Source organism: Pandoraea fibrosis (assembly GCF_000807775.2).
GTDB lineage: Bacteria > Pseudomonadota > Gammaproteobacteria > Burkholderiales > Burkholderiaceae > Pandoraea > Pandoraea fibrosis.
Genome location: NZ_CP047385.1, coordinates 1,429,852 through 1,442,336, shown reverse-complemented (window position 1 = coordinate 1,442,336; position 12,485 = coordinate 1,429,852). Strand labels below are relative to the sequence as shown.

Below are 12,485 nucleotides of genomic sequence, written 5' to 3'. Positions count from 1 at the left end.
GAGTCTTACAGGATACGTTTCATGCTCGACAATCTCACTACGCGCCTCGCCAAGGTCGTCAAGACGCTGCGCGGCGAAGCTCGCCTGACCGAGGCCAACACGCAGGAAATGCTGCGTGAAGTGCGCCTCGCCCTGCTCGAGGCCGACGTCGCCCTGCCGGTGGTCCGCGATTTCATCGCCAAGGTTAAGGAAAAGGCCCTGGGCGAGGAGGTCATTTCCAGCCTCTCGCCAGGCCAGGCGCTCGTGGGCGTGGTGCAGCGCGAGCTGACCGCGCTCATGGGCGGCGATTACGAAGGCCGTGCCGCCGAACTCAACCTCGCGACCACGCCGCCCGCCATCATCCTCATGGCCGGTCTGCAGGGCGCGGGCAAAACAACCACCGTCGGTAAGCTCGCCAAGCTGTTGCGCGCCCAGAAGAAGAAAGTGCTCACGGTGTCCACCGACGTCTACCGCCCCGCCGCTATCGCCCAGTTGCAGACGGTGACGCAGCAGGTCGACGCCGACTTTTTCCCGTCGCAACCCGATCAGAAGCCGGTGGACATCGCGCGCGCTGCTGTCGACTGGGCCCGTCGCCATCACCATGACGTGCTGCTCGTCGACACGGCCGGCCGTCTGGGGATCGACGAAGTCATGATGCAGGAAATCAGTGCCCTGCACGCCGAGCTGAAACCGATTGAAACGCTGTTCGTCGTCGACGCCATGCTCGGTCAGGACGCCGTGAACACCGCCCGCGCCTTCAACGACGCGCTGCCGCTCACCGGCGTGGTGCTCACCAAGCTCGACGGCGATTCGCGTGGCGGTGCCGCGCTGTCGGTGCGTCACATCACCGGCAAGCCGATCAAGTTCGTCGGTGTGGGCGAAAAGCTCGACGGCCTCGAAGTCTTCCACCCGGATCGCATGGCGAACCGGATTCTCGGCATGGGCGACATTCTCGCGCTCGTCGAGGAAGCGCAACGCGGCGTTGACGTTCAGGCCGCGCAAAAGCTCGCCGAGAAGGTCAAGAAAGGCGGCGACTTCGATCTGAACGACTTCAAGGCGCAGATCGGCCAGATGAAGAAGATGGGCGGCTTGTCGTCGCTCATGGATAAGCTGCCGGCGCAATTCCAGGCCGCTGCCAGCCAGACGAATATGGATCAGGCCGAGAAGCAGGTGCGCCGCATGGAGGGCATCATCAACTCGATGACGCCGGCCGAGCGCGCCAAACCGGAACTGATCAAGGCGAGCCGCAAGCGCCGGATCGCCGCGGGCGCCGGGGTGCAGGTGCAGGAGGTCAACCGCATGCTCAATCAGTACGATCAGATGCGCACCATGATGAAGAAGCTCAAAGGCGGTGGCATGATGAAAATGATGCGCAGCATGAAGGGCATGATGCCCGGCATGCGCTGAACCAGGCTTACCGGTTGCGGCCCGGCAACGCGACGGATTTTCCGTATATACTCCGGGCCGCACTTAGCGACATCCCCCAGCAACACGTTCCACAGGGTCGCCCCATATGAACCGCGAAGAAGCCCTCGAAGTATTCCGTAATTCCGAAGAAATCGTCTCGGCCGACAAGGTGAATCAGTCGGTCGACACGATGGCCAAGTCCATCAAGGACGCCATTGGCGACGAATTCCCGATGGTGCTGTCGGTCATGGGCGGCGCCGCCGTCTTCACCGGCATGCTGCTGCCGCGTCTGGACTTCCCGCTCGAGTTCGACTACATCCACCTCTCGCGCTACAACAACACCACTACGGGCGGTGCAATGCAGTGGCGCGTGGCGCCGCGCGACTCGGTGCGCGACCGCGTGGTGCTCGTGCTCGACGACATTCTCGACGAAGGCGCCACGATGGCCGCGATTCGTGACCGGATTCTGGAAATGGGCGCCTCGAAGTTCTACAGCGCCGTGCTGTGCGAGAAGATCCTGACGAAGGAAAAGCCGTCGCACCCGGATTTCTGCGGATTCACGGTGCCGGACCGCTACGTCTTCGGCTGCGGCATGGACGCAAAGGGTTACTGGCGCAACCTGCCGGCGATCCGTGCGCTCACCACGCCGCGCTGAACGTCGCATCGGGGCACCGCACGAAAGCAAAAAGGAGCCCGCGAGGCTCCTTTTTCACGACTGGCGCGGTGCACGCCCCGCCATCAAAACTGGTGGACGAAGATTCTCACGCCCTTGAGGATCATCTCTACCGAGATCGCCACGAGAATCAGCCCCATCAGACGCTCGAACGCCGCCACCACGCGCGAGCCCACCCATCGCTCGATGCGATCGGCCAGCAACAGCACCACCGCGCAAACGGCCATCGTCACGCACAGCGCCGTGATCCATTCGAGCATACGTCCCGGCTGCTGCGACACGAGCAGCATGACAGTCGCGAGCGCCGACGGCCCGGCCAGCGCCGGAATCGCCAACGGCACGATGAGGGGCTCGCCGGCGTCGGGCAACGAGCCCTGATCGGGACGCGGGAAGATCATGCGCAGCGCAATCAGAAACAGCACAATGCCCCCGGCCAACTGCAGCGACAGATCGGTCAGGCTCATCATGCGCAGAAACCGGTCCCCCGCCAGCATGAAGATCAGCAGGATGACGAACGCAATCAACACTTCGCGCAGGATCACCCGAGGCCGTCGGTGCGCCGGCACATTCTTCAGCGCATTCACGAAAATCGGGATATTGCCGAACGGGTCGGTGATGAGCAGCAACAGGATCGTTGCCGAGGCGAACGTGTATTCCATACTGACAGGGCTTCCGGATATGACAACGGCAGCCGCCGGGGCGACTGCCGTCAGGTATTGCCGCTTGCGACTGTGGCGTCGATAGAGGAGCAGTGCTTTACCGGCAGACGTTCACCGGCACCCTGCCCCCCTTACGCCACCGTTGCTCAGACCGCTTTGGCTGCACGCACCTTACCGGTGACGACTTCCGCCGCGACACCGGCATCGAGCAACTGGGCCTCCTCGTCGCGGCGGCCGCGATACTCGATCTTGCCTTCCTTCAGCCCCCGGTCGCCGATCACCAGGCGATGCGGCACGCCGATGAGTTCCCAGTCGGCGAACATCACGCCGGGACGCTCGCCACGGTCATCGAGAATCACGTCGACGCCTGCGGCCAACAGCGCTTCGTAGAGCTTGTCGGTGGCTTCGCGCACCGCGTCGTTGCGGTCGTAGCCCATCGGGCACAGCACCACCTCGAACGGGGCAATCGATTCCGGCCAGATGATGCCGTTGTCGTCGAAATTCTGTTCGATCGCCGCGCCGAGAATACGCGTGATGCCAATGCCGTAGCAGCCCATTTCCATCGGTGCCGGCTTGCCGGTCTCGTCGAGGAACGTGGCGCCCATGGCGTCGGAGTACTTGGTGCCCAGTTGGAACACGTGACCCACTTCGATGCCTCGGCACAGCGCGATCTCGCCCTTGCCGTCCGGCGAGAGGTCGCCCGGTACGACGTTGCGCAGATCGGCCACGACTTCCGGCTCGGGCAGGTCGCGGCCCCAGTTCACGCCGGTGATGTGGAAGCCCGCTTCGTTGGCGCCGACGACAAAGTCGCTCATCTTCGCGACCGAGCGATCGACCACGAGCTTGACCGGCTTCTTCGTCCCGAGGGGACCCAGATAGCCCGGCGGCGTGCCGAACCATTCCACGATCTCGGCTTCGCTGGCGAAACGCATACCGGACAAGCCCGGCACCTTGCTCGCCTTGATCTCGTTCAGATCATGGTCGCCGCGCAGCAGGAGCAGCCAGACGGTCGTGCCGGCGTCTTCGCTGTCGGTGGCCAGCACGATCGACTTGACCGTGCGCGCGAGCGGGATCGAGAGGAATTCTGCAACGGCTTCGCACTTGGCCTTGCCCGGCGTGGCGGTCTTGGTCAGGGCTTCGGCAGGCGCGGCGCGCTCGCCCTGAGGCGCGAGCGCCTCGGCCATTTCGACGTTGGCCGCATAGTCGGACGTCGGGCAGTAGGCGATGGCGTCTTCGCCGGTGTCGGCGATCACATGGAATTCATGCGAACCGGAGCCGCCGATGGAACCGTTATCGGCCACCACTGCGCGGAACTCCAGCCCCAGACGCGTGAAGATGCGCACGTAGGCATCGAACATCTTCTGATACGACACCTGCAAGCCCGCACGGTCCTTATCGAAGGAATAAGCGTCCTTCATGATGAACTCACGGCCGCGCATCACACCGAAACGCGGACGGATCTCGTCGCGGAACTTCGTCTGCACCTGATAGAAGTTCACCGGCAGTTGGCGATAGCTCTTGATTTCGCGGCGGGCGATGTCCGTCACCACTTCTTCATGCGTCGGGCCGACGACGAATTCGCGATCGTGACGATCCTTCAAGCGCAGCAGTTCCGGGCCGTACTGCACCCAGCGTCCCGACTCCTGCCACAGTTCTGCCGGCTGCACGGCCGGCATGAGCAGTTCGAGCGCGCCTGCGCGGTTCATTTCTTCACGGACGATGGCTTCGACCTTGCGGATCGAGCGCAGGCCGATCGGCAGGTAATCGTAGATACCGCCGGCGACGCGGCGAATCATGCCGGCGCGCATCATCAGCTTGTGGCTGACGATTTCGGCGTCGGTGGGCGCTTCCTTGAGGGTGCCGATGAAGAAACGAGAGGCTTTCATGCAGATTTCCGGAAAAATGAGGGTCAACGGCGCACACAGCGGTCGGGTCGGTTGCCAGAAGCGGGGGGCCGGGGCGCGCCTGAACGTCGTCGCAGCCCCTGAGACACCCGCCGGCCTTGCGCGCCGCCCCGGTCACCCGAGCCGCCGCCGGCCGCCGCGCCGGTGATTATCTGTTTATAATCGAAGCAATTTTAAAGGATTCAAGGGTGGTTGTATGCTTGACCGTGAAGGCTTTCGCCCGAACGTCGGCATCATCCTCTTAAACGCACGCAATGAAGTGTTCTGGGGCAAGCGGCTGGGCGAGCACTCCTGGCAGTTCCCGCAAGGCGGCATCAAGTACGGCGAAACGCCCGAACAGGCTATGTTCCGAGAATTGCACGAGGAAACCGGGCTAAAGCCAGAACACGTCAAAATCATTGGTCGCACACGCGACTGGCTGCGTTATGAGGTGCCGGACAAATTCATCAAGCGCGAAGTGCGCGGACATTACCGGGGCCAGAAGCAGATCTGGTTCCTGCTGCGCATGGTCGGTCGCGATTGCGACATCTGCCTGCGCGCTACCGATCATCCCGAGTTCGACGCCTGGCGCTGGAACGAGTACTGGGTGCCGCTCGACGCGGTGATCGAGTTCAAGCGCGAGGTGTATCAACTCGCCCTGAACGAGCTATCGCGCTATCTGCGTCGCTCGGCTGCACGCGCCCAGCAAGACCGGCGGCGGTTCCCGCGCGCCGGTGCCCGTATCGGTGAAATGCCGCCCGGTGGCACGCACGCGCACGACGACGGGTGCGGCCATGACGATTGCGGCGACGCCGGCGAAGCTGCCGACACCGCCACGTCGGGCATGCCGCCCCGGGAGCACTGAACCGGGCCGCGACCGGCGTGTCCCATCATCGGTTGCGGGCGTCATGCCCGCGCCCTTTTTTTGACCAGGCGTCCTCCGGGACGCCGCGCGGATTGCCCGCTTTCGTTCATCCGCCGTCCAACCGACTTCTCATCCACATCTCATGCGTCCTTTCTTTGCCCGCCGCGCCCCGCGCCTGGCCGCCCTGGCTCCTCTGGCTGCTCTGGCGCTGATTGCCGCCTGCAGCAGCACGTCGCAACCCGTCCAGGACTTCGACGAATACCTCGCCCAGCAGGAAGCCGCCAAGGGCAAATGGAAGGAAGCGGAATACACCTTGCCGACCGCCGCGCCGCAGGATGCCGATCTGGTGAGCTTCCCCACCGTGCCGAATTCGGCGCTCGACTACGCCATCGACACGAAGTCCGTGCAGGTGACCGATGACGGCGTGGTTCGCTATATCGCTGTCATTCGCAGCAAGCAAGGGGCGCGCAATGTGTCATATGAAGGCATTCATTGCTCGTCGTTCGAGTCGCGTCTGTACGCCACCGGCCGCCCCGATGGTTCCTGGGTCGCCGCGCGCAAGAGCGAATGGCGCCCGATCCAGCCATACGGCGCGACGGCTTACCAGGGCATTCTGTACCGCGATTATCTTTGCCAGGACAAGACGCCGCTGGGCAGCGCCAAGGCCATCATCCAGGGGCTGCGCTTCCCGACGACCAATCCCGCCTATCGTTGAGCATCGCGGGCGCGCGACGCCCGGCTTGGTCGGATAAAAAAACGCCGCTCACGCATTGCGTGCCGGCGTTTTTTACGTCTGACGCGAGGCATATGCTCCCCGCGCCCGTGCCTCAGCGCAGAATCAGATTGTCGCGATGGATCAGCTCGGGCTCGTTCGCGAAGCCCAGCACCTGCTCGATGTCACTGCTCGGGTGACGGCGAATCAGACGCGCCTCCGAAGCGCTGTAGTTCGACAGGCCACGCGCGACTTCGTGACCGGCCTCGTCCACACAGGCGATCACTTCCCCGCGCGCGAATGTGCCCTCGACGTCGATCACGCCGATCGGCAACAGGCTCTTGCCCTCTTCGATCAGCTTCTTGCACGCGCCCGCGTCGATCACGACACGGCCGCGCACCTGCAGATGGTCGGCCATCCACTGCTTACGTGCAGTGAGTACCGCCGTGCGCGCGACCAGTTGCGTGCCGATGGCTTCGCCGCCTGCCAGACGCACGAGCACGTCGGCTTCGCGTCCCGATGCGATCACGGTGTGTGCGCCGCTCGTGGCCGCGCGCTTGGCCGCCAGAATCTTGGTCAGCATGCCGCCGCGTCCGATATTCGTGCCGGCGCCACCGGCCATCGCTTCCAGACGCTCGTCTCCCGCCTCGGCTTCGTGCACGAACTCGGCGTCGGGGTGCTTGCGCGGATCGGCCGTGTACAGACCCGATTGATCGGTCAGGATGACCAGCGCGTCCCCGTCGATCAGATTGGTCACGAGCGCGCCGAGCGTATCGTTATCGCCAAACTTGATTTCATCGGTGACGACCGTGTCGTTCTCGTTGATGATCGGCACCACGCCGAGTCGCAGCAAGGTCAGCAAGGTCGTGCGCGCATTCAGATAGCGTTCGCGGTCGGCCAGATCGGCATGCGTGAGGAGAATCTGTGCGGTTCGCACGCCGTGTTCGGCAAAACGGGTCTCATAGACCTGCGCGAGGCCCATCTGGCCCACGGCGGCCGCGGCCTGCAATTCGTCGATGGCCTTCGGACGGCGCGCCCAGCCCAGACGCTGCATCCCCTCGGCAATCGCGCCCGAACTGACGAGCACGACCTGCTTGGGCGGACGTCCGTCGCCACCGTGCCGCAGCGCGGCGATCTGTTGCGCCCATCGCGCAATGGCGACATCGTCCAGACCGCGACCGTCGTTGGTCACGAGACTGGAGCCCACTTTCACCACAAGCCGCTTGGCATCGGCGATGACCGAACGCATGGACCTGGATTCTCCTGCGGATATATTGGGAAGACGGGCTGCTGCCGTCGCCGGTAAGCGGCGGGAAGTGATGAGAGGTGTCGTAGAACGGCCCTTCCCTCACCTGACGACAGCACCCGGTTCGCGGGTGGGTGGCGCGACGTATCGCGACAGCACCCGCATTTGAGTGACGAGAAGTTTACGCCTTTGGCGCGTCGTCCGGGGGCGTTTGTGGTGCGGCGTCCGCAGCCGGCTCTGCCGGGGCAGTGCTGCCTGCGCGGAAACGGGGGTCCAGCGCGGCGTCTTCCAGTGCCTCTTCGACGGCGCCGCGTTGCTGGTAGAGATATTCCTGCACCGCCAGGCACAGCTTCTCGCAGCCTTCGCCCGTCAACGCGGAGATTTCGAACGTGGGGCCGCTCCAGCCGAAGCGCTTTTGGAAATCGGCCACGCGCGCGGCACGCTCCTCTTCCGGCACCATATCGACCTTGTTGAGCACCAGCCAACGGGGCTTCTGGAACAGCTCCTCGTCGTACTTCTGGAGTTCGAGAACGATCGCCTGCGCATCGGCCACCGGATCGACACCTTCGTCGAACGGTGCGATGTCCACGATATGGAGCAACAGGCCGGTACGCTGCAAGTGGCGCAGGAACTGGTGGCCCAGCCCGGCACCCTCGGCGGCGCCTTCGATCAGGCCGGGAATATCGGCAATCACGAAGCTCTTGCCCGGCGCGGTGCGCACGACGCCCAGATTCGGGTGCAACGTCGTGAACGGATAATCCGCGATCTTCGGGCGCGCATTCGATACCGATGCGATGAACGTCGACTTGCCGGCATTCGGCATGCCGAGCAGGCCGATGTCCGCGAGCACCTTCAGCTCGAGCTGGAGCATACGGCGCTCACCGGGCTTGCCGTCCGTCTTCTGACGCGGCGCGCGGTTCGTGCTCGACTTGAAATGGAGATTGCCCAGACCACCGGCGCCCCCTTGCGCGAGCACGACTTCCTGACCGTGCTCGGTCAGATCGGCGATGGTCTCGCCGGTTTCCATATCGCTGATGATCGTGCCGACCGGCATGCGCAGGAAAATGTCCTCGCCGCCCTTGCCGTAGCAATCTGCGCCGCGACCGGATTCGCCGTTCTTCGCCAGATGCTTCTTCGAATAACGGTAATCGATCAGGGTATTGATGTTTCGGTCCGCCACGGCATACACACTGCCGCCGCGACCACCGTCGCCGCCGTCAGGTCCACCGAACGGCACGAACTTCTCACGGCGCATCGATGCCGAGCCATTGCCGCCATTCCCGGCGATCACCTCGATACGCGCTGCGTCAATGAATTTCATGTGGGTTCGTTCCGCTCAATCGACCGTCCGCAGACGATCCAAATACTGTTCAATGATCCAGCCCGGGCGCACGATGCTCGCTGCGCGCAGGCGGGACAAACAAAAAAGGCTCCGCATGGGAGCGGAGCCTTTTGGTGGCAAAAGGCTTAGCTTACGCTGCCGGCACCACGCTAACCACTTGCTTCTTCGCTGCGCCCTTGACGGCGAACTGCACGTGGCCATCGGCCAGTGCAAACAGCGTGTGGTCCTTACCGATACCGACGTTTTCGCCGGCATGCATACGAGTACCACGTTGGCGAACGATGATGCCGCCAGCCAGGATTGCCTGACCGCCGTACACCTTCACGCCGAGGCGCTTCGACTCGGAATCGCGGCCGTTACGGGACGATCCGCCTGCTTTTTTGTGTGCCATGACTTAACTCCTTACCTAGCTTGATCGATTAGCCGTTGATGCTGTCGATGCGCAGCTCGGTGTAGTTTTGGCGATGGCCTTGACGCTTTTGGTAGTGCTTGCGACGGCGCATCTTGAAAATCTTCACCTTGGGGTGACGACCTTGGGCGATAACGGTAGCCTTGACGGAAGCCCCACTGACCAACGGCGCACCGAACTTAATCGATTCGCCCTCGCCAACGGCGAGAACCTGGTCGATGGTGATTTCAGCGCCAATGTCAGCCGGTATCTGTTCTACTTTGAGCTTTTCGCCAGCAGCAACCTTATATTGCTTACCGCCGGTTTTTATGACCGCGTACATTGTTGAACCTCACTCATAAACAAGAGAATTTTCCGTGCAGACCGAGGGTCCCGAAAGGACTCGACTTACCGGCCAATCGCACCGCTGCGGACCGTCATACCGAGGCATTTTCGGACCTGGCGCAACGAATACGCGCACGAAAACCGGGGATTATACAGACTTTCTCCTTTTGAGTCAAAGACTTCCATGAATCCAGCCATTCCGCGGGGCTGGTCCCCGAAAGTCGCCCCGCGCACTATATAATTTGGGGCGAATTTTTCCTCACCCGAGCCTTGTCTTGACTGCTTCGACTTCTCCCCAGAACGTACTGGCCGCCATTGCCGACGACATGCGTGCCGTCGACCAGCTTATCCGCCACCGGCTGGCCTCCGAGGTGGTCCTGATCAATCAGATCTCGGAGTACATCATCAATTCGGGCGGCAAGCGCCTCCGCCCTGCGCTGCTGCTGCTCGTTGCCGGCGCGCTCGGCGTGAGCTCGCCGCACCGCTTCGAACTTGCAGCGGTCATCGAATTCATTCATACCTCGACACTGCTTCACGACGACGTCGTCGATGAATCCGACCTGCGCCGCGGCAAACAGACCGCCAATGCGCTGTTCGGCAACGCGGCATCGGTGCTGGTGGGCGACTTCCTGTATTCGCGCTCCTTTGAAATGATGGTGAGCGTGGACAACATGCGTGTGATGCAGATTCTGGCGCGCGCCACCAATGTGATCGCGGAAGGCGAAGTGCTGCAGTTGCTGAACATGCACGACCCCGATGTCGATGAAGCCCGCTATCTGCAAGTCATCCAGTACAAGACGGCCACGCTGTTCGAAGCGGCCACGCAGCTCGCTGCGGTACTCGCGAATGCCGACGCACAGACCGAAGCGGCCGTGCGCGAATACGGCGGGCGTCTGGGCACCGCGTTCCAGTTGATGGACGACTGGCTCGACTACGCAGGTGACACGGACGCGATGGGCAAGAACGCGGGCGACGATCTTCGCGAAGGCAAGCCGACGCTGCCGCTCATTCATGTGCTGCAACACGGTACGGATGAAGAACGCGCGCTCGTGCGTGAAGCCATCGAGAATGGCGGCACCGACAAGTTCGAGCCGATTCTTGCGGCAATCACGCGCACGGGCGCACTCGACTACACCCTGGCACGCGCGAAAGAAGAGGCCGATGCAGCAGCGCAAACAATTTCTGCGCTCCCCTCTTCCCAATATAAAAATAGCCTGCTAGAATTATGTTCTTACTCGATAGCGCGACGCACTTAACGGTGAAGCAGCAGTATCGAAGCGGGGTGTAGCTTAGCCTGGTAGAGCGCTACGTTCGGGACGTAGAGGCCGGAGGTTCGAATCCTCTCACCCCGACCAGGATTTACTTTGCTCTCAAGCAAAGCAAAAAAGACCGCCGGACGTGTCCGGCGGTTTTTTTATGCCTGTCGTATTCATCGCCCCTGGCGTTTATCCAGTGCCATCCTCTCGAGTCCGGCGCCGAATGTCTTGTAGTCCGTTGCATTCGATCAGACGCAACTGGCGGCCCGAACCCCACGACGAACACCCCCATCCCCTCTGCTATAGTGGCAACTCATTGCCACCCCATGCGCCATTCGCGCGCCCAAACGCTTGGAAGCCTTGCCCTTATGGGCGCAGATTTGCGCCGTCGCCCTCCTGATCGTCTGCTCGGGATTCTTTTCCATTTCCGAAACGAGCATGATGGCGCTCAATCGCCATCGCCTGAAACATCTGGTGCGGATGAACGTTCACGGCGCCAGGGCGACACAGGGCCTGCTCTCGCGCACCGAAGCGCTGCTCTCGACGATTCTCGTCGGCAATAACGTCATTAACACCGTCGTGCCGGTGCTCACCACCTCGATTGCGGTGCGCTATTTCGGCAACGACGCCGTCACGCTGTCGATCGCGACCGCAGTGATTGCGCTGCTCATCATCATCTTTGCCGAGATCGGTCCGAAGATCGTCGGCGCGACATACCCCGAGCGGATCGCCTTGCCGACCAGCACATTGCTCAAGCCAATCGTGACGCTGGCCTCGCCGCTCGTGTGGGTGCTCAACGGCTTTGTGCGCGGCATGCTGCGCGTGCTGCACATCGACACGCGCCGTGCCGCAAACGAAGCTCGCCTCACCACGGAAGAGTTGCGCACCATCGTGCTCGAAGCCGGCAACTACATGCCGACCAAGCCGCGCAGCGTGCTGCTCAATCTGCTCGACCTCGAGAACATTACCGTCGACGACGTGATGGTGCCGCGCGCACGCATCGAAGCGCTCGACATCTCGGCACCGCTCGACACGATCCTCACGCAACTCGAAACCTGCTACCACAACAAGCTGCCGGTCTATGACGGCGACATCGATCGCGTCGTCGGCATTCTGCCGGTTCGTCGCACGCTGGCCGCACTGCGGCACCCCGACGACCTGACGGTCGACACGCTGCGCGCGTTGCTTGTCGATCCCTACTTCATCCCGAGCGATACGCCTGCGCTGCGTCAGTTGCAATACTTCCAGGAAAACCACCGCCGTGTGGGACTGGTCGTCAACGAATACGGCGAAGTCGAAGGACTGGTCACCACCGAGGACATCATCGAAGAACTCATCGGCGAGTTCACGACGAGTGTGCCGGGCACGGGTGGCAGTCGCTCGGGCTGGACGGCCGACGGCGATTGCCTGGTCAGCGGCGGCGTGGGACTTCGCGATCTGAACCGACGGTTGAGCCTGCATCTGCCAACCGACGGGCCGAAAACGCTCAACGGCCTGATTCTCGAAGTGCTGCGGGAAATTCCGGAGGCTGCTGTCAGTCTGGAAATCAGTGGCGTTCGCATGGAAATCGTGCAGATCGACAATCAGGCGATCAAGATGGTGCGTCTGTTCAAACCCGCCACACGATCGTCGGCGCACGATTGAGTCGTCCCCGTTCACTGCACGTGACATCGCCCCATTTTTCGGGCAATTCCGATTGAGCCGCTCCCGGGTTTTGACGAGACTGAAGC

Annotated in this window: 12 protein-coding genes and 1 tRNA gene; 7 read left to right on the top strand and 6 right to left on the bottom strand. The window is 62.5% G+C overall.

Going from position 1 to position 12,485, the window contains the following annotated elements:
• The first annotated feature begins 21 nt into the window (after positions 1-21).
• Both ffh and PI93_RS06420 read left to right on the top strand, forming a co-directional pair.
• Positions 22-1,386 (top strand): signal recognition particle protein, encoded by a 1,365-nt coding sequence (gene ffh / locus PI93_RS06425; protein ID WP_039374914.1) that lies wholly within the window; start codon positions 22-24, stop codon positions 1,384-1,386.
• Positions 1,387-1,492: 106 nt separating this feature from the next.
• Entirely contained in the window at positions 1,493-2,041 is a 549-nt protein-coding gene (locus PI93_RS06420; protein ID WP_039374915.1) for a hypoxanthine-guanine phosphoribosyltransferase, read from the top strand.
• Positions 2,042-2,124: 83 nt separating this feature from the next.
• Here the strand turns inward: PI93_RS06420 and PI93_RS06415 are convergent, their stop codons facing one another.
• Both PI93_RS06415 and PI93_RS06410 read right to left on the bottom strand, forming a co-directional pair.
• On the bottom strand, positions 2,125-2,718 hold the full coding sequence (locus PI93_RS06415; RefSeq protein WP_039374916.1) for a MarC family protein: 594 nt from the start codon (positions 2,716-2,718) through the stop codon (positions 2,125-2,127).
• Between the two features lie 146 nt (positions 2,719-2,864).
• On the bottom strand, positions 2,865-4,604 hold the full coding sequence (locus PI93_RS06410) for a proline--tRNA ligase (RefSeq protein ID WP_039374917.1): 1,740 nt from the start codon (positions 4,602-4,604) through the stop codon (positions 2,865-2,867).
• Positions 4,605-4,818: 214 nt separating this feature from the next.
• On the opposite strand from PI93_RS06410, the gene PI93_RS06405 reads away from it, so the two are divergent.
• Together PI93_RS06405 and PI93_RS06400 are read left to right on the top strand one after the other, a co-directional pair.
• Positions 4,819-5,466 carry an RNA pyrophosphohydrolase gene (locus tag PI93_RS06405; protein WP_039374918.1) on the top strand — a complete coding sequence of 216 codons (648 nt, stop codon included), beginning with the start codon at positions 4,819-4,821 and terminating at the stop codon, positions 5,464-5,466.
• A 142-nt stretch (positions 5,467-5,608) separates the two neighbouring features.
• Entirely contained in the window at positions 5,609-6,181 is a 573-nt protein-coding gene (locus PI93_RS06400) for a CNP1-like family protein (protein WP_052241066.1), read from the top strand.
• Between the two features lie 112 nt (positions 6,182-6,293).
• Here PI93_RS06400 and proB read toward each other — a convergent pair whose 3' ends face one another.
• From proB to rplU, 4 genes are all read right to left on the bottom strand, one after another.
• On the bottom strand, positions 6,294-7,427 hold the full coding sequence (gene proB, locus PI93_RS06395) for a glutamate 5-kinase (RefSeq protein ID WP_039374919.1): 1,134 nt from the start codon (positions 7,425-7,427) through the stop codon (positions 6,294-6,296).
• A 178-nt stretch (positions 7,428-7,605) separates the two neighbouring features.
• The gene (gene cgtA, locus PI93_RS06390) at positions 7,606-8,745 is read right to left on the bottom strand and encodes an Obg family GTPase CgtA (protein ID WP_039374920.1); all 1,140 of its coding nucleotides are present in this window, start codon (positions 8,743-8,745) and stop codon (positions 7,606-7,608) included.
• A gap of 151 nt (positions 8,746-8,896) precedes the next feature.
• Entirely contained in the window at positions 8,897-9,157 is a 261-nt protein-coding gene (gene rpmA / locus PI93_RS06385; RefSeq protein ID WP_010803931.1) for a 50S ribosomal protein L27, read from the bottom strand.
• 28 nt (positions 9,158-9,185) lie between these two features.
• Positions 9,186-9,497: a 50S ribosomal protein L21 gene (rplU, locus tag PI93_RS06380; protein ID WP_010803930.1), complete on the bottom strand. Its 312-nt coding sequence runs from the start codon at positions 9,495-9,497 to the stop codon at positions 9,186-9,188.
• Positions 9,498-9,825: 328 nt separating this feature from the next.
• On the opposite strand from rplU, the gene PI93_RS06375 reads away from it, so the two are divergent.
• The 3 genes from PI93_RS06375 (at position 9,826) to PI93_RS06365 (ending at position 12,399) form a co-directional block, all read left to right on the top strand.
• The gene (locus tag PI93_RS06375) at positions 9,826-10,755 is read left to right on the top strand and encodes a polyprenyl synthetase family protein (protein ID WP_010803929.1); all 930 of its coding nucleotides are present in this window, start codon (positions 9,826-9,828) and stop codon (positions 10,753-10,755) included.
• 22 nt (positions 10,756-10,777) lie between these two features.
• Positions 10,778-10,854: transfer RNA gene (locus PI93_RS06370), tRNA-Pro, on the top strand.
• A gap of 252 nt (positions 10,855-11,106) precedes the next feature.
• Positions 11,107-12,399: an HlyC/CorC family transporter gene (locus PI93_RS06365; protein ID WP_080759471.1), complete on the top strand. Its 1,293-nt coding sequence runs from the start codon at positions 11,107-11,109 to the stop codon at positions 12,397-12,399.
• Positions 12,400-12,485 lie beyond the last annotated feature (86 nt).